Source organism: Henriciella litoralis (assembly GCF_002088935.1).
Lineage (GTDB): Bacteria > Pseudomonadota > Alphaproteobacteria > Caulobacterales > Hyphomonadaceae > Henriciella > Henriciella litoralis.
The window spans coordinates 2,876,376-2,893,591 of the sequence record NZ_NCSS01000006.1; the positions used below are offsets into that span (position 1 = coordinate 2,876,376).

At 59.5% G+C, this 17,216-nt stretch carries 12 protein-coding genes; 7 read left to right on the forward strand and 5 right to left on the reverse strand.

Going from position 1 to position 17,216, the window contains the following annotated elements:
* Positions 1-3: 3 nt before the first annotated feature.
* Together B8783_RS17555 and B8783_RS17560 are read left to right on the forward strand one after the other, a co-directional pair.
* Positions 4-2,100, forward strand: a complete 2,097-nt coding sequence (locus B8783_RS17555) for a beta-glucosidase (protein ID WP_084421613.1) — start codon at positions 4-6, stop codon at positions 2,098-2,100.
* A gap of 84 nt (positions 2,101-2,184) precedes the next feature.
* Entirely contained in the window at positions 2,185-2,826 is a 642-nt protein-coding gene (locus B8783_RS17560; RefSeq protein ID WP_084421615.1) for a TetR/AcrR family transcriptional regulator, read from the forward strand.
* Positions 2,827-2,869: 43 nt separating this feature from the next.
* Here B8783_RS17560 and B8783_RS17565 read toward each other — a convergent pair whose 3' ends face one another.
* On the reverse strand, positions 2,870-3,139 hold the full coding sequence (locus B8783_RS17565; protein WP_139792412.1) for a hypothetical protein: 270 nt from the start codon (positions 3,137-3,139) through the stop codon (positions 2,870-2,872).
* A gap of 90 nt (positions 3,140-3,229) precedes the next feature.
* Complete coding sequence (locus B8783_RS17570) at positions 3,230-4,945, reverse strand: glycoside hydrolase family 43 protein (RefSeq protein ID WP_199288167.1); 1,716 nt, start codon at positions 4,943-4,945, stop codon at positions 3,230-3,232.
* 302 nt (positions 4,946-5,247) lie between these two features.
* Here B8783_RS17570 and B8783_RS17575 point away from each other — a divergent pair, with 302 nt between their 5' ends.
* The 4 genes from B8783_RS17575 to B8783_RS17590 all read left to right on the forward strand — a co-directional run bounded on the left by B8783_RS17575 (position 5,248) and on the right by B8783_RS17590 (position 12,146).
* The gene (locus B8783_RS17575) at positions 5,248-7,059 is read left to right on the forward strand and encodes a carboxylesterase/lipase family protein (protein ID WP_084421619.1); all 1,812 of its coding nucleotides are present in this window, start codon (positions 5,248-5,250) and stop codon (positions 7,057-7,059) included.
* A 12-nt stretch (positions 7,060-7,071) separates the two neighbouring features.
* On the forward strand, positions 7,072-9,732 hold the full coding sequence (locus tag B8783_RS17580; RefSeq protein WP_084421621.1) for a TonB-dependent receptor plug domain-containing protein: 2,661 nt from the start codon (positions 7,072-7,074) through the stop codon (positions 9,730-9,732).
* Between the two features lie 66 nt (positions 9,733-9,798).
* Positions 9,799-11,301, forward strand: coding sequence for a flavin-containing monooxygenase (locus B8783_RS17585; RefSeq protein WP_084421623.1), 1,503 nt, complete (start codon positions 9,799-9,801; stop codon positions 11,299-11,301).
* Positions 11,298-12,146 (forward strand): SDR family NAD(P)-dependent oxidoreductase, encoded by an 849-nt coding sequence (locus tag B8783_RS17590; RefSeq protein WP_084421625.1) that lies wholly within the window; start codon positions 11,298-11,300, stop codon positions 12,144-12,146. Before B8783_RS17585 ends, B8783_RS17590 begins: the two co-directional genes overlap by 4 nt.
* A 407-nt stretch (positions 12,147-12,553) precedes the next feature.
* Here the strand turns inward: B8783_RS17590 and B8783_RS17595 are convergent, their stop codons facing one another.
* From B8783_RS17595 to B8783_RS17605, 3 genes are read right to left on the reverse strand one after another with little or no spacing between them, the layout of a single operon-like run.
* Positions 12,554-13,789 (reverse strand): acetyl-CoA hydrolase/transferase family protein, encoded by a 1,236-nt coding sequence (locus B8783_RS17595; protein WP_084421626.1) that lies wholly within the window; start codon positions 13,787-13,789, stop codon positions 12,554-12,556.
* Positions 13,790-13,794: 5 nt separating this feature from the next.
* On the reverse strand, positions 13,795-14,991 hold the full coding sequence (locus tag B8783_RS17600) for an acetyl-CoA C-acetyltransferase (protein WP_084421628.1): 1,197 nt from the start codon (positions 14,989-14,991) through the stop codon (positions 13,795-13,797).
* A gap of 39 nt (positions 14,992-15,030) precedes the next feature.
* Complete coding sequence (locus tag B8783_RS17605) at positions 15,031-15,870, reverse strand: IclR family transcriptional regulator (protein ID WP_169711847.1); 840 nt, start codon at positions 15,868-15,870, stop codon at positions 15,031-15,033.
* Positions 15,871-16,045: 175 nt separating this feature from the next.
* On the opposite strand from B8783_RS17605, the gene B8783_RS17610 reads away from it, so the two are divergent.
* Positions 16,046-17,200 (forward strand): acyl-CoA dehydrogenase family protein, encoded by a 1,155-nt coding sequence (locus B8783_RS17610; protein WP_084421632.1) that lies wholly within the window; start codon positions 16,046-16,048, stop codon positions 17,198-17,200.
* The last annotated feature ends 16 nt before the right edge of the window (positions 17,201-17,216 follow it).

Consider the following 17,216-nt stretch of genomic DNA (forward strand, 5'->3'; position numbering starts at 1 on the left):
AAGATGCGTAACCAACATTCCGACTTTAACGCCGCCCTGGATGACCAGCTTGAGAAGGAGCTGGACGACATCATAGGTCAGCTGACGCTGGAGGAAAAAGTCTGGATGATGTCCGGACACGACTTCTTCAAATACTTCTTCGGCGAGGACAATCGCCAGTTCGGTCAGCGCACCTATCAGGCCGGGAGTGGCTGCGAGAGGCTCGGAATCGACCCCCTCCTGTTCAGCGATGGTCCGAGAGGCGTCCGAAGCAAGCGTCCGACCAGTACGTTTCCGGTGAGCATGGCGCGCGGAGCAACATGGGATACCGATCTCGAGCGCCGGATTGGCGATGTTATGGGGATCGAAGCGAGGGCTATCGGCGTGACGCTTTCCGGCGCCATCTGCATCAACCTGCTTCGCCATCCCGGCTGGGGCCGTGCGCAGGAGACGTATGGCGAAGACCCGCACCTGCTCGGTGAAATGGGCGCCGCGCTCTGCGAAGGCATACAGGCGCACAATGTGATCGCAACTGTAAAACACTATGCCCTCAACAGCATCGAGAACTCTCGTTTCCGCGTGAACGTCAAAGCCAGCGAACGCGTGATGCGTGAAGTCTATCTGCCGCACTTCAAGCGGGTTCTGGATGCCGGGTGCGCGTCGGTGATGAGTGCCTACAACAAGGTGAATGGCGACTATTGCGGTCACAGTCGGCACCTATTGAGGGATATCCTGAAGGATGACTGGGGATTCAAGGGGTTCGTCCATTCTGACTGGGTGAAAGGCGCCTATGGCGCGGACGCCGCAGAGGCAGGGCTGGATGTTGAAAATCCCGAACCAATCTATTTCGGCAAGAACCTCGTCGCCGCCGTCAATGAAGGCCAGGTGTCTCAATGGGCGATTGATGATGCGGTCCGGCGTATCCTGCGGACCCAGTTTACGTTCAGCCGGGCGGAAGACGATCGCGCCTATGACGAGGAAGACATCGCTTGCGACGCGCACCGGCAGCTGGCGCAGGAAGTCGCCGAGAAGAGCTTCGTCCTGTTGAAGAATGACAGTCTGCTTCCGCTTGATGCCTCTAAATCCATGACGATCGCCTGTTTCGGACCGCTCATGGATATGGAAAATTTGGGCGACCACGGCTCCAGCAGGACGGTACCGCCATACGTCGTCACGCTCCTTGAGGGGCTGAAGGCCCGTGCCGGCGATCCCGTTGAGATCATTTATGACGACGGGACCGACCCCGCGGGCGCAAAGGCACTGGCCGCCAAGGCGGATGCTTGCATCGTCGCGGCTGGCTTTACCTGGGAAGACGAAGGCGAGTTCATCCCCGGCAATGAAGCCATGGAAGGCCTCGATAGCGAAAAAAAGATGGACTCGCGCGGCGGCGACCGGGATCAGCTCCGCCTGCTGGACCGCGATGAGGACCTGATTGACCTGGTCTGCTCGGCTAATCCAAACACGCTGGTTGCGATCATGGCGGGAAGCGCCGTGACCATGGAAAGCTGGAAGCACAAGCCCGCCGCCATCATGATGGTTTGGTATCCCGGTATGGAAGGAGGCACAGCCTTCGCGCGCGTCGTATTCGGAGATGTATCGCCGAGCGGCAAACTCCCGTTCACGATACCGCAGGATGAGCGCGATCTTCCATTCTTCGACCCGAATGCCGACGAGATCGAATACGGTCTCTATCACGGCTACACGCATCTAGCGAAATCCGGGGCGAGCGCCGCTTTCGCCTTTGGGTATGGCCTTGGTTATTCGACTTTTGCCTATGGCGCGCCGCGAAAAGTGGTGTCGCAGGGCAAGACCTGCTTCGAAGCCGAGGTAACTAATGTGGGTGAGCGTTCAAGCGAAGAGGTTGTGCAATTCTACGTCGGCTTCGCAAGCAGTCAGATTGACCGGCCAGCTTTCCTTTTGAAAGGCTTCAGCAGGGTGTCGCTGAGTCCGGGGGAAACAACAACAGTACGGTTTGACCTGAGCCAGAGCGATCTGGCCTATTTCGACGAAACCCGTTGCGAGTGGGCCGTCGAGGCAATTGACTACACAGCGCACATTGGCGCTGACAGTGTCCATGCGCTCGAGCAGGGTGTATCGTTCGGGGCAGGCGAGATTGTCTAGCGGGCTCGCTCGCTATAGCTGTTAGACGAAGTTGATATTATCGGTGGAAACCAGTCCGCCGAAACGCGACGTGCACAGGACCAGATGGCAAAATCCAAGGCATCACCAACACCCAAGCCTCGAAAACCGGTTCAGGCACGGGCGGCTGAAACGCGCGCCCGGATTCTCGATGTGGCTTATGAGGTCTTCGCTGAGAAAGGGTATGACACCGCCAACACGCGGGACATTGCCGCGGCGGCTGGCGTGACCCACACAACTATCCGCTATCATTTCGGGTCAAAGGATGAACTCTGGCGCGAGACGGTGCGGCAGATGTTCAAGCGCGCCGAGCAGGAACTGAACTTCGAGCCGGAAGAGCTGAACCTGCCGGCCAGGGAGCGGCTCAAACTCTTCTTGCGCAAGTACATCTACTACTGTGCCCGCAACACCAATCATGCGCGGATCATGATTGCCGAATCTGTGCGCGGAGGGGAGCGGCTGGACTGGATGGCGGAGAATTTCATCCGCCCCAGTCATGAGACCATCAACAAGGTGTCCAGCGAGCTTCCGCCTAAACGCCTGCCGGGCGTTTCTCCGGTTTCCTTGCTCTATATTGTCGTTGCCATGTGTCAGCTTCCGTTCGTTCTCTCGAAGGAAGTGAAGACGCTTTACGACATAGAGATGACGTCGACAGAGGCCATTGAGGCACATATAGACGCCGTTACAGCCCTGCTTTTCGACGAATAATTCAGCTTTCAAGCTATGCGTGCTCCGGCGCCGACATGCTCCGCTATCCGTCGGAATTGATCGCCTTAAACGCCTCTTCCGCCTCCGCGATTCTTGCGTCAGTGATTCCACCGTCGGAATATGGCTGAAGCTGACGGAGGCTCATGGCTTTAAACTGATCGAAGGCCGCGTGGTCCGTCAGCGTCGGAAAGATGCGATCGAGTACCTCTTTTGCCTGTGGATCCGATACAATTGCCGCAATCGGAGAGTTGCCAGAGAAATGCTCTTGTGTGGCTTCCACCGCGCTTTTGTCAGCGGCTCCCGTGTCGGCCATGGATGGCATGCTCGCAAAGACGAGAGCGCCGAGAATGAGACTTAGTCGTGAATGCATGATGTTGTTCCTCTATATGTTGGAATGGTCTGATCAGCGCGGGTCCGCCTCGGCATAAAGGCCGAAGGTTGCGCCAACGAAGCCGCCTGCGACCCGGGTTGAGAGCATCTTGCCGTCGAGCCCGGTTTCGAGCTCTGTCCACTCAGGGCTGCCAGGCGCGCGGAAGGCAAAATCGTATTTGTCCTTTTGCGCTGTGATCTTCAGCTCAGCTGTTTTGCCTGAGAAAGGCGCGGCCGCGATGATCTCTCCCTCAGCCGGGAAGTCGGCCCCTTCGCGCTTGCGCAGGACGATTTCAGGTGTTCCGTCGTCAGAGAGCGTCAGGCCGAGCGCGTAGAAATAATCGTCGCTCTGAAGGATGGCGAGGCCGGCCTCGTCACCGGGATTTTCGGGGCTGAACGTGACCTGCGTGGTGGCGACAGCGTTCTGATGCTGCTGGCGGCGGCCGAGATAGGAAGGCTGGGTGCCGGAGCCAAGCTCGGCAGGGCGCGCTTCAAGCTGAAGGGCGCCGTCTTCAAGCGTCCACCAGTCGGATGCCGGCACGCGAAGGGTCACCCAGTGGAAGGGAAGCGTTTCGCCGTCAAAATCTTCCCGGAGCGTGAAATTGCCGGACATGGGATAGTGTTCGCCAATGGAGCCGAGTGGCGCCGGCCGGGTATCCATCCGGTAGCGGACCTCTTCCTCGCCTTCGAGAATGATCGGCCAGCCATCCTTCCACTCGACCGGCATCAGGAAGGTCTCCCGGCCTGTATTGTAGAAGTCGCCTTCGTATGGCCGCACGCCGAGGAAGGTCGCCCACCAGTCGCCATTGGCATCCTGGACAAGGTCTGCATGGCCGACAGACGTGATCGGGTTGGGCCGGTCTTCTGGCAGGTGGCGCTGGGTGAGGATGGGATTGTTCTCGTAAGGCTCGTACGGCCCTGTCAGCTCTTTGGAGCGGAGGACGACCTGCGAATGACCCACCGCGGTGCCGCCTTCGGCGGCGCTAAGATAATACCAGTCGCCGATATGATAGATGTGGGGGCCTTCGATCCAGATCGGTTTGTCCTCGGGGCGCACACCGCCATCGATCAGCACGATGGGTTCGGAGATGGACTGGAAGGTTTCCGGGTCGACCTGCCTGAACCAGATGGCGCGGTGGCCGTCATAGGTGGAGCCGCCGGGCGGTGCATCATTGTTCATGACCCAGACCGACCCGTCCTCCTCAAAGAAGAGCGATGGGTCTATGCCGCCGACGTCGGGCATCCAGATCGGGTCTGACCATGGGCCGGCAGGGTCAGTGGTGGTGACGACGAAGTTCCCGCCGCAGAGGACGCAGGTCGTGGCGACGTAGAATGTGCCGTCATGATACTTGATGGTCGGCGCGAAGACGCCGAGCGAAAGGCCGAGCCTGTCAAAGTTGAGCATACCCGGCCGATCGATGACGTTGCCGATCTGCTCCCAGTGAATGAGGTCCTTGCTGTGAAAGACGGGGATGCCGGGGAAGTACGAAAAGGTTGAATTGACGAGGTAGTAACCGTCCGGACCACGGGCGACGCTTGGGTCGGGATAGAAACCGGCGATCACTGGATTGAGATAGCCCCCGGCCGGCGGGCCGCCGCTAAAAGCTGGATCATCGCCGGTATATTCGAACCAGTCGAATGACGCCGTGAGCGGTGTAGGCTTATCGGTCATTTTATCTTCGGACGAAGCAGACAGGCAGGCTGCAAGGGCAAGCGGAGCGATAGCCGCGATGATCACTTTCGGGTCCATTCAACACTTCCCTCCCTGAGAAGACCGGCACTTTTATCTTGCCTCGGCGAATAAATAAATTCCGTTTGGAATGTTTTCTTGTCTAGAATGCAGAACAGGGGCTTGTCCAGCCCTGTGAGTCTCATCCTGAACTCCGTTTGCGGTGCCATTTTTATAGGGACGGCAATTTCATCTTGCCAAAAAGAATTCCATATGGAATTTAATTCCAATCGGAATGTAAAAGCATGCGCCGATAGTGTGCGGATTCCGGTGGGAGAGAAGCAGCGTTCGCCTCAGGGGCGGCCGGGAAGGGATCAGCACGCATGGCAAGCAATTTGAAATGGATGGTTCTGGCAGGACTATTCCTGGGCGCAGCGGCATGTTCGTCAGGTCGCCCTGACTATGCAGTTCCAGAACTCGCTGACGAGACACGACTGTCGATTGCTCAAGGCACCCTGATCGGGACGAAGAATGAAGAGACGGGCGCGCGCGCCTGGTACGGCATTCCCTTCGCGGCGCCGCCAGTCGACGATCTCAGATGGAGAGCCCCCCGCGCGCCGGCTGCCTGGGACGGCATCCTTGAGGCCAATAACAAGTACTCAGCGTGTCTCCAGTATAATGAACGTCCGATCCTTCCTGGGAAAAAGGGTGACCTCGTCGGGAGTGAGGACTGCCTTTACCTGACGGTCTGGGCACCTGGCGAGACGCCTGCCGAGCCGCTGCCTGTCATGGTCTGGGTCCATGGCGGCGCGAACACGACCGGCTATGCTGGCTTCGACGATTTTGGCCGTCTTGCCGAGCAGAACGATGTCATCGTGGTGGCGCTGGACTACCGGCTCGGGCCCATGGGCTGGTTTGCGAATGAGGCGATCCGCGAGTCCGCGCTTGAGCCGCTCGACGCGTCCATGAACTTCGCGCTTCTGGACATTATCCGCGGGCTGGACTGGGTCGGCGAGAATGTTGAGGCTTTCGGGGGCGACCCTGATCGCATCACGCTGTTTGGTGAATCTGCCGGCGGTTTCAATACCGCCGCACTGATGATGTCGCCTCTGGCAAAGGGGAAATTCCACCGCGCGATTGTGCAGAGTGCAGGGTTCAACGTCTTTTCGATGCAAGAGGCGGAAACCGGCCCGGAGGACCCCGGCCTCAGGCGCGGCACGTCATCGGCAGAAGCGATCGAACAGCTTAAGACGACCGGTGCCCTGCCAGCCGATCTCTCACCCTCAGACCCTGATTTTGCGGAACGCCTCAGAGCGCTCCCGGCGGAAACGATCTTCGAGGCTTACCGCGCGGTACACAAGGCCAATGCGCTGGGCGGCGAAATCGGTCAGATCGACAACACGGCGGACGGCGTTCTGATCCCGGAAGCGTTCGCCCAGCCCGGTAATGCCGAGCGCTTTCTTGCAACCGATGTACCCCTCATCATCGGCACAAACCGGGATGAAGCGCTCGTCGCTGGCCTCGGGAACGAGCTGTTTACAGCCAAGTCTTTCGGTCTGATCCCGAAGCCGAGGGACAAGGATGCTTATGCCGCCCATGGCGTCTATCCGAGCATGCTCTGGCAGGTGCTGGGTGTGCAGGAACCCGCAGAGGCCCGGTCTGCAGAACTGGACTCGCCTGTCTTCACCTATCGCTTCGACTGGGATGAGGAAGGCAGTCACTTCTTTACTGACATTTCCACTCTCGTGGGCGCCGTCCACGGATTGGAAGTCAGCTTTCTGAGCGGAGAATTCTCAGTCCCCGACGCCGATGACGAGTTGTTCTTCAAGGAGGCGACCAAGGCATCGCGAACCCAACTCGCGAGCGAAATGATGTCCTATTGGGCCGAATTTGCGCGCACCGGTCATCCGGGAGGCGGCACAAACCAGGATCTGCCGGAGTGGCAGGCCTATGGAGACGAAACGTCTGCCGGCGAAAGCCTCATCTTCGACACGCCTGCCGATGGCGGGGTGCGACGGATGCGCCTCGAAGACGATGTCGAAAACCTTCTCGACGATTTCCGCATCGACACGCGCCTCTCAAGCGATGAGCAGCGCTGCGCGACGGCCGAGCTGATGGTCGAAATCGCCAAGAGCCAGGGTGTCGCGCTCGATCCGTTTCAAAAAACAAAAAACACATTCTGCAAAAAACCATAGGGAGGAACCAAAATGGGAAAGAATGCACGGCTGCTTGGCCGGATCACATCAGTATCGGTATACGCGCTTTGTGCCGGAGGCATCGCCTTCGCACAGGATGCGGATCCGGGCGCAGAGACGCCTGAAACGGTCGATGAAACGCGAACGCTTGAAACGGTTGAGGTAAAGGCCCTCACCGGTACGCTGATCAGGGGTGTCGCACCGACAGGAACAAACACGCTCTCTATCGACGAAGACCTGATCGAGAATATCGCGCCAGCCTCATCAAATGACTTGCTGGCCAATGTTCCGCAGGTCACCAACGCCTTCAATACGGCGCCAACTCCGGGCGCGACGATTGCCAATCCGTACAACCGGCCCAATCTCAGGAACCTAGGAGCGTCCGGCGGAGCGACGACGCTCGTCTTGCTCAACGGACAGCGCATGGTCGGCAGCGGTGTGCTGCAAACCTCGCCTGATCCATCCACCATCGCCCCAAGCGTTCTCGGCAATGTCGAGATCGTGCTTGATGGCGGCTCGTCCATCTACGGGTCTGATGCTATCGGCGGGGTGATCAACTTCATTCCCCGCAGCGAAGTCGATGGTATTGAACTCTCGGTGCGTCAGGGCTTTGGGGATGAGTTCGACTCCACGAATGCGTCTGTCCTCGCGGGCAAGAGCTGGGATGGCGGCAATATCTATGCCGCCTACAATTACAACCAGCATGACGACATCTTCGGGCGTGACCGGGACTATGTTTTCCAGGATCACACAGCGCGCGGCGGGACCGACTACCGCAGTGTGAACTGCTCGCCCGGGACAGTCATCGCGAATGACATTCCTTTCGCCCTGCCCACCTTCGCGGTCGGAGCAAACCTGTGCGATGAAACGGATGTCCTGACGATCTATCCGGAGCAGACAGACCATCGCCTCTTTGGCAAATTCACCCAGGACCTCAGTGACAGGCTGACATTCGAATTATCCGCCTACTCCTCCGACAGGGAAACAGTCCATCAGGGGCAGGGTGCCGGCGTCGGTACGGGCGTTCGCGGACAAGGCACGATCACGGCGGCCAACCCATACTTCCAGAGCATCTTCGGCGAGCAATCGCAGACCGTCACATTCTCTTATGAGGATGTTTTCGGGCCAGCACTGGAGAGCAGCGTGGACCTGTCGGCCTGGATGGTGACCCCGCAGCTTACCTGGGATTTCAGCGAGACCTGGCAGTTGAAACTGTCTGCCAATTACGGCCAAAGCGACAATGTGGTTCGTACAAACCAGATCAACGCCCTTGCCGAAGCTGCGGCGCTCGCCGGAACGACGCCGGAAACGGCGCTCAACCCCTATAATGTCAGCGCGACCAATCCGGCTGTTCTGGCCGCCATCGGCGACTTCCAGGTCTATGGAGACAGCGAGCAGGAGCTGCTGCAACTGAAAAGCGTTGCGGACGGCACGCTGTTCAGCCTTCCGTCAGGCGATGTGAAACTGGCCGTTGGTGCAGAGTTCATCGAAGAAAAGATCGATGCGTCGCAAGGGCAGGGTCCTCGTCAGGCCCTCGAGCTTTTCTCCGCCGGTTCCTCGCGCGACATCACATCGGTGTTCGGCGAGGTCCTGTTTCCGGTTTTCGACAACGAGACTCTTGGCAGCCTCAATGCCTCTGTCTCGGCCCGCTATGACAGCTATAGCGATGTGGGCGATACGACGAATCCGAAGATCGGCTTTACCTACAAGCCGACAGCCGACGTCGCCGTTCGCGGCAGCTGGGGAACCTCGTTCCACGCCCCGTCGCTTGCCGACACCGGAAATTCGGTTGATACGCGGATACAGGTCTTTCCGATCAGCCCCTTCTTGGCGCCCGGCGCTGCCCCCACCGACTATTTCCGCCCGACGGTTGCCATCGCAGGTGGTAATCCGGACCTGAAGCCCGAAGAAGCGGAGACCTATTCGCTTGGCATGGACTGGACGCCGATGAGTGGCGCGCTCGAGGGTCTTATGGTCTCGCTGACCTATTTCAATGTCGAGTTCACCGACCAGATCGCAGTCCTTCCGGTCCTCGAGCCAGGCTTCTTCTCGATAGCGGCCTATGAGCCTTTCTATACGATCAATCCGACAGTGGCCGATGCGCTCGCTGTGGGAGAAGGGCTTCGTGTTGAAAACGCGCCGAGCCTTGAGGCCCTGTTCTTTGCGACATCGCCCTATCTGCTCGTCGACGTGCGGCGCAGAAATCTGGGCTCAGTCAAGACCGACGGGCTCGATTTTGGTGTCAGCTACACGAAAGACACCGATATTGGCGAACTTCATGGCGGCGTGTGGGGCACATATACGCTAAGCCGCGACATACAGGCTGCGCCAGGAACCGCGAGCGTCGATGCGCTCCAATTCGGCGTCAGCAGACTGCAGCTGGTTGCAGATCTCGGCTGGTCAATGGGCGACTTCGAAGCCTCCCTCCGGGCGAACCACAGCGCAGGCTTTGACGCTTCGGAAACCGGCGATGTGGGCAGCTTCACGACGGTCGATCTGACCGCACGCTGGACCTTGCCTGGCAATGACAGCTGGCGCGGCGATACCGTGCTCAGCCTCGGCGTCGACAATCTGCTCGACGAAGACCCGCCATATTTCGACGATGTCGACGGTTATGCCAATGGCTCGACCCTTGGGCGGGTCATCTCTGTCGGGTTGAAGCAAACATTTTGATGAGGTGCGGGGCGCTCATATGGGCGCCCCCGCCAGCTTGTGCACAAGCGGAAGGAGAAAAACAGGATGCCGTTTGATCGCACGTACGAGGACGTTCTTGATGTCCTCATCCTTGGGGCCGGCCTGTCGGGGATCGGCTGCGCTGCCTATCTGAGCCGGGAGCTACCTGCCAAGACCTGGCGTATCCTGGAGATGCGCGATGACCTTGGAGGCACGTGGGACCTCTTCCGCTATCCCGGCATCCGGTCTGATTCCGACCTCCACACCTTTTCCTATGATTTCAAACCCTGGATGAGTGACAACTCCATCGCGGACGGTCCGGAAATCAAGGCCTACATCGCCGAAACGGCGGCAGACTATGGCATTCAGGACAGGATCCACTTTGGCCGCAAAGTCGTCTCCTGCGACTGGTCGTCGGATGAGGGTTTATGGACCATCAAGACCGAAGCGACCGACGGAAGCGGCACGGAAACATGGCGCGCGCGCTGGATTTTCTCGGCGACCGGCTATTATGATTATGCGCAAGGCTACAGACCGGACTTTCCGGGCGAAGCGCGCTTTCAGGGGCCGATCATCCATCCTCAGGACTGGCCGGAAGACCTCGATCATTCCGGCAAGACAATCGCCGTTATCGGGTCTGGTGCAACCGCCGTCACGCTGCTGCCTTCGCTGGCCGCAGACGCCGCTCATGTTGTGCAGATCCAACGCACGCCGACCTATGTCGTCCCGGTGCCGAAGCAGGATCCGCTGGCGAAATTCCTGCGGCCGTTCCTCCCAAAAAAATGGCGCCACGCGATACTTCGGCGGAAGAACATTATCCGCCAGCACATCTTCTTCACGCTGTGTCAGCGATACCCGAAGATGATGCGCGGCTTCATCCGCAAGGCCAATGCGAAGCGCCTGCCCGAAGACTATGCCGTCGACCGGCATTTCAATCCGCCCTACGACCCCTGGGACCAGAGGCTCTGCGCCGTACCGGACGGGGATCTGTTCCGCTGTCTGCGCGACGGTCGCTGCTCCATTGTGACGGGCCAGATCCAGACCTTTGACGAGACCGGCGTGGAAATGGCCGATGGCACACGCGTCGACGCCGACATCATCGTGACCGCGACCGGGCTGACCCTCAAACTCATGGGCGGGGTCGAGTACCGCGTGGACGCCAAGCCTGTCGACTGGGCAGACCATATCGTCTTCAAGGGCATGATGCTGGACGGTATCCCGAACTTCGTCATGGCGATGGGGTACACCAACTCGTCCTGGACGCTGAAAGTCGGCCTCATCTGCCAGTATTTCTGCCGGCTGCTGTCAGAAATGGATCGGCAGGGGATGGGCGTCTGCGTGCCTTTGCGCCCTGACAAGGACATGGAGCTGCGCCCGCTTCTCGATTTCAAGGCCGGCTACGTCCAGCGCTCGGTCGACACGCTTCCGCGTCAGGGCGATGAATTTCCGTGGCAGATGACCTTCGACTATGACGAGGACAAGAAGATGATGCGCAAGGGCCGCGTCGTCGAGCCGGAACTGCGCCTCTCGCCCCTCCCTCAGCCTCAAACAATGGATGATCAATCGTGAGCGGCATCTTCAAATCGCGTGTCGCTGTCGTCACAGGGGCAGGTAGCGGCATTGGCCGGGCGCTGGCTGTTGAGCTTGCCAAGCGGGGCGCGCGCCTCGCACTGAGTGACATTAACGAGGCCGGTGTCGCCGAGACCGCCGATTTGGTCGCCGATGCCGGCGGCGAGGTCGATCATGCGGTCCTTGACGTCTCGGACCGCGCCGCCTTCGCCAGATATGCCGATGCGGTCCTTGAGCGCTTTGGCGGCGTAAACCAGCTCTTCAACAATGCCGGCGTCGCCCCGCCGAATACCACCTTCCAGAACACACCCGCAGACGTCTTCGACCGGATCATGGCGATCAATCTGGACGGCGTGCTGACCGGCACCCGGCTCTTTCTGCCGCATATTATCGCCAGTGGTGACGGGCATGTGGTCAACATTTCCAGTCTCAACGGCTTCATGGCGCAGCCGCACATGTCGCCCTATGTGACCAGCAAGTTCGCCGTGCGTGGATTTTCCGAATGTCTGCGGATGGAGATGCTGCACGAGGGCCTGCCTGTAGAGGTCACGGTCGTCCTGCCGGGAGGTGTCGCGACCCGGATTGCCTCGAACCGGGCGGCCGAAATTGAAAAGCTGCCACCGGAAAAACGGGAAGCGGCGCGCGAGCGCTTCAAGGTCTATCAGGAGAAACTTCTGACGATGCCCGCTGAGACGGCCGCTCAGGAAATCCTGTCGGGCATGGAGCGGGGCAAGCGCCGCATTGTGCTCACCAGCAAGGCAAAGAACCTCGACCGCCTCGTCCGCCTGCTGCCCGAAGGCTACGTCAAAATCGTCGTCCGCCAGATGAAAAAGATGTTCAGCTGAGCGCGGATTGTAAGTGCACTCCACTCCAAATTCGCGCCATTGCTCCTCATCGCAATCTTCAGAAACCTCAGGGCAGCTGATTATTGCGAGCGCCTCTGACCAGTCCACCGATGACCATTTGGCTGACGACGGGGCAATAGTATTCCAAAAAGTGACTTCCCAGCTCCGGAAGCTCGAAGATCCTGACGCTGTCAATGCGCGTAGGATAGGGGGCCTATTGGAACAGGACTAGCAGTGCGCTCGTCACCAAACGGCTGACCAGCAGATAGGGTGCCTTCACCATCGTGTCGTAGAGGGGCCTGGAGAAGTTGAGATTTATTGCGATGGTCCCGGTATGGACCCCATGGCCGTATACGAGAGCCTGAAAATCGGGGTGCAGAACCGTTTTGCACCAGCCCTTCCTGGCGTTACTGCAGGCTGCCTTGATGGTCCGGGTGGGCAATCGCCTTCATTCTTTCACGTCGTTCATGAAGGGTAGCATTTCTGAGGTCTGCGATACCGTACTCAGTCACCACAAAGTGAACATCTGAGCGAGGTGTTGTGACGGGACCGGAAAGCTCGGCGACGATGCGGCTACGTCCCCGGTTGGTAGAGGGCAGGGCAATGATCGACTTGCCGCCGGTCGAGGCTGCCGCGCCGCGCATGAAGTTCGCCGCGCCGCCGACGGCCCCGACGTAACGGCCTCCCGCGAGTTCGGCGTTGACCTCTCCAGAAAGGCCCACTTCAATCGCCGAGTTGATGGCAATGAAGTTGTCGATCTGGCTGAGCACGTTCGCGGCATGAGTATAGCTGGCTGGCTTCATCAGGAGGTGGCGGTTGCCATTTGCCCACGCCATCAGCTTGGTATCACCAGAGAGAACGCCAGCGACGGTAGATCCTGTATCTATCGTCTTCTTCAGGTTGGTAATGACGCCCGCCTCGCTCAGCTCTGCCACGCCTTCCGGAACGAGACCTGAATGGATGCCGAGGTCGCGGTGATCCTTCAGACTGGCAAGAATGGCCGCTGGAAGGGAGCCCAACCCGATCTGCAATGTTGAGCCATCCTCGATTAGACTGGCAACGTTGCGGGCAATGGCGGCATCTACTTCACCGCGCTTCTGTGCAGGGGGCGTAAGACAATGCGCATCGGTGCGCACGATGAGGTCAACATCGCTGCGGTGAAGATCCCGGCCTTGGCCGGTGCAAGGTGTGGCGGGACTGATTTCTGCAATGACGAGGCGCGCATGTGGAAGAAGGTCTGCCGTATAGTCCGCGCCGGCACCGAAGCTAAAATGATCGGCGTCAGCACCGGCGGCAAGCCGGAGAAGGATGACAGGGGCGCCTCGCGACCGCTCGACAAGTGCCTCAGCGAGTCTCGTATAGTGCAAGGGCAGGATGTCTAGCTGATCTTCCAGCGAGCGGTTCGAGCCCGCGCCGCAATAGGAAATGTAATCCACGCAATCGGTGTTCTCCGGCGATACACTTTCGCCGAAGCTGATGCCTGCAAAGACGCCGAAGCGTCCAACGCCATGGCGTGCCTGCATGAGCGACCGTGTCAGGCTGTCGGGTTCGGCTGACGCCTGTCCCCAGATAACGAGGTCGTCCTTGCGGACCAGGGAGGGCCAGTCCAGCGCTTCGAGTTCGATCTCGCGTCCCGCGCGCATGCCGATCAGGCCCGCTCGAATATGGCCGCCATGCCCTGGCCGCCGCCAATGCACATGGTTTCAAGGCCATAGCGCACATCGCGGCGCTTCATTTCGTGCAGGAGTGTGGTCATGATCCGCACGCCTGTCGCACCGATCGGGTGACCAAGCGAGATCCCGGATCCGTTGACGTTGAGGATGGACTGGTCATCCCAGTCCAGTGCCTTGAGGCAAGCAAGGACCTGGGCCGCGAAGGCTTCGTTGATCTCGACCAGTCCCATATCGTTCATGTCGAGACCCGTCCTTTTCAGGACTTTCTTCGTTGCGCCAACCGGCCCAAGTCCCATGTGCGATGGTTCGCAGCCGACGGCCGACCAGCCGGTGAGGAAGGCGATCGGTGTGAGGCCGAGTTCATCCAGCCTGTCCTCGGACACGATCAGGCAGGCAGCTGCAGCGTCATTCTGCTGGGCGGCATTGCCCGCGGTCACCGTGCCATCCTTCATGAGGACGCGGAGCTTGCTCAGGCTCTCGCGCGTCGTCTCGGGCCGGATGCCCTCGTCCTTGCTAAAGTAGACCGGATCGCCCTTGCGTTGCGGCACCTCGACGGTGACGACTTCCTCATCGAACTTGCCCTCCTGCCAGGCGGCTGCAGCGCGCTGTTGGCTCTGCGCGGCGTAGGCGTCAGCTGCTTCCCGCGAAATATCATAGTCGCGAGCGAGGTTCTCTGCGGTTTCGATCATCCCCGAAATGTAGCCGAACCGCTCGGACGGCTGGGATCGCTCGCGCCCACGGTCGAGCCGGTCATAGAAGCGCGTGGTCCCGGACCTCGCACCCCAACGCATATCGGTCGTATAATACTCGATGTTCGACATGCTCTCTACACCGCCCGCCAGAACGACATCGCAGGCGCCCGACTCAATCATCATTGCGCCGGTTACAATGGCCTGCAGGCCGCCGCCGCAGCGCCGGTCGAGCTGCATGCCCGGCACGCTGACAGGTAGCCCCGATTCAAGGGCAATCCAGCGGCCGACGCAGGGGGTCTCGCTGTTCGCGTAGGACTGGGCGAAAACAAAGTCTTCGATGAGGGTAGGGTCGATCCCGGATCGTTTCAGCACTTCCTTTGTGACGGTTGCACCTAGCGTCTCAACCGGGACGCTTCGGAGCGTCTTGCCGAAAGCGCCGACTGGGCTGCGGACGGGGCTGACGATGGCTGCGCGTGGCATAGGTATACTCCTGAAGTGAAAGAGGCCGGCGGGGCGTTCCTAGCGGTTGCCGGACAGGGACTGGGCGAGGTGCACCAGGCGGGGGCCGATATCCTGCTCGATCCTGTCGCGGTCGAGGTCGAAGGCTGGTCCGCCGCAGTTCAGGGCGAGCCAGGTATCATGGTCGGCGTCGTAGACCGGTGCGGCGACCCCTCGGACATTCCGGCGCCATTCGCCTTCGACGACGCAGAAGCCTTTAAGCCGGAGATCTTGGATGTCAGATCGGACGCGGGTTTCCAGATCTTGCCAGTCAGAGCCATAGAAAACCGACCAGCGGTCGAACAGCGTTTGAAGTTGCGCGTCCGTCTGTGTGGAGAGATAGGCTCGACCCGCCGCGCTCTTGGCCATCGACATACGCGAACCGATTTCTGGCATCAGGTCTGATGAGGTGAGGGCGATGCTGGCGGCGATGTAGATCATCGTATCGCTGTCTGGCCACGAGATACCGACAGTGCCGCCTGCCAGATTGGCGATTTCCTGCATCGGGCGCTGAGCCATCTGCCGGATACGGAATCCGCCGAGAACCGGTCTTGCGAGGGAGAGCAGGTTCGGGGTCGGCATATATTGCCGGTTCCGGGTCCGGTCTAAATACCCAAGCTCTGTCAGCGTATGGGTGATGCGGCTCACCGTTGCTTTTGCAATGCCGGTTCGCTCCGACAGTTCGCTGTTGCCGATCGCGCCTTCATCCGGCCGAAAGGACTGCAGGAGCTTTAGCGTGCGGGCGACAGACCAGATGAACTTGCGGTCTTCTCCGTAAGACTCCTCAAGCTCTGACAGTTCCGGCGTGGGCAGCAGCTCGGAGACTGCAGCGTCACGGGCTTTCAGGGCGGGTCTCGGCATGGCGTTCTCGTCTTCCTGATCTCGGAGATCCACTGGGCGTGTGACCTGTTTCATTAGTACATTCGTTCCGAAAATTGAAGTCTTGAAAACAAAAAATGAAATGTTAGTTTCGCACAGCGGAATTATAGTCGGGGCGATCGCAGATCGTCTCCGCCCGATCTGAGGAATAAAAGATATGAATGTTGGCATTGAGAAAGACGTCTTCGACCAACTGCTGGAAACGGTGAGGCGGTTCACTCAGGAACGCCTCATCCCGGCCGAGCCGGTTGTGGAGGAAACCGACAACATCCCGGAGGATATCGTCCAAGAGGTTCGCGATCTCGGCCTCTTCGGGATTTCGATTCCAGAAGAATACGGCGGCATCGGCCTCAACATGGAGCAGGAAACTCTGGTCATTGAGGCGCTTTGCAACGCGTCTCTCGCTTTCCGCTCATTGATCGGCACCACGGTCGGGATTGGGTCGCAAGGGCTCGTCATGGATGGGACAGAGGAACAGAAACAGGCATTCTTGCCGCGCCTCGCCACGGGTGAAATCATTTCTTCGTTCGCCCTAACCGAGCCTGACCACGGCTCTGACGCTGCCCACATCCAGACTACGGCCCGGCGCGACGGCGACGACTTCGTCATTAATGGGACCAAGCGCTACATCACCAATGCGAGCCGTGCGGGCATGTTCACACTTCTGGCACGCACCGACCCCGACAAGGAGGGGGCGAGCGGGGTGACGGCTTTCCTGATGCCTGCCGATACGCCGGGCATCTCATTTGGCAAAGCGGACAAGAAAATGGGGCAGCGGGGAACGCGGACCTGCGACGTTATGCTGGATGATGTGCGCCTGCCTTCATCGGCCATTATTGGTGGGCCGGACAATCTCGGTAAGGGCTTTTACACTGCGATGAAGGTGCTCGACCGGGGCAGGATCCACCTCTCTGCCGTGGCTGTCGGCACGTCTCAGCGAATGATCAACATCGCCACAGAATATGCCCGCGAACGCAAGCAGTTCGGTGTGCCTATTGGCCAGCACCAGCTTGTCCAGGCGCTTCTGGCGGACAGCCAGACTGATCTACTTGCCGCCCGTCATCTTTGTAGGGCTGCGGCGCGTAAATATGATGCTGAGGGAAGGGCTGTCCCGGAAGCCTCCTGCTCGAAACTGTTCTCGAGTGAGGCGGCTGGACGGATTGCGGATCGCTGCGTTCAGGTTCATGGCGGGGCCGGCTATATCGCCGACTATCAGATTGAGCGGTTATATCGCGATGTGCGTTTGCTAAGAATCTATGAGGGCACCTCACAGATTCAGCAGATCATCATTGCCCGGGCGATGTTGAAATAGCCTGCAATCCGGACAG

Excerpts from the sequence above, each read along its gene's own strand:
- B8783_RS17605 (WP_169711847.1), bottom strand. The coding sequence starts at position 15,870 with ATGCCGAGACCCGCCCTGAAAGCCCGTGACGCTGCAGTCTCCGAGCTG.
- B8783_RS17580 (WP_084421621.1), top strand. The coding sequence starts at position 7,072 with ATGGGAAAGAATGCACGGCTGCTTGGCCGGATCACATCAGTATCGGTA.
- B8783_RS17600 (WP_084421628.1), bottom strand. The coding sequence starts at position 14,991 with ATGCCACGCGCAGCCATCGTCAGCCCCGTCCGCAGCCCAGTCGGCGCT.
- B8783_RS17595 (WP_084421626.1), bottom strand. The coding sequence starts at position 13,789 with ATGCGCGCGGGACGCGAGATCGAACTCGAAGCGCTGGACTGGCCCTCC.
- B8783_RS17555 (WP_084421613.1), top strand. The coding sequence starts at position 4 with ATGCGTAACCAACATTCCGACTTTAACGCCGCCCTGGATGACCAGCTT.
- B8783_RS17575 (WP_084421619.1), top strand. The coding sequence starts at position 5,248 with ATGGCAAGCAATTTGAAATGGATGGTTCTGGCAGGACTATTCCTGGGC.
- B8783_RS17570 (WP_199288167.1), bottom strand. The coding sequence starts at position 4,945 with ATGGACCCGAAAGTGATCATCGCGGCTATCGCTCCGCTTGCCCTTGCA.
- B8783_RS17610 (WP_084421632.1), top strand. The coding sequence starts at position 16,046 with ATGAATGTTGGCATTGAGAAAGACGTCTTCGACCAACTGCTGGAAACG.
- B8783_RS17585 (WP_084421623.1), top strand. The coding sequence starts at position 9,799 with ATGCCGTTTGATCGCACGTACGAGGACGTTCTTGATGTCCTCATCCTT.
- B8783_RS17565 (WP_139792412.1), bottom strand. The coding sequence starts at position 3,139 with ATGGCCGACACGGGAGCCGCTGACAAAAGCGCGGTGGAAGCCACACAA.
- B8783_RS17560 (WP_084421615.1), top strand. The coding sequence starts at position 2,185 with ATGGCAAAATCCAAGGCATCACCAACACCCAAGCCTCGAAAACCGGTT.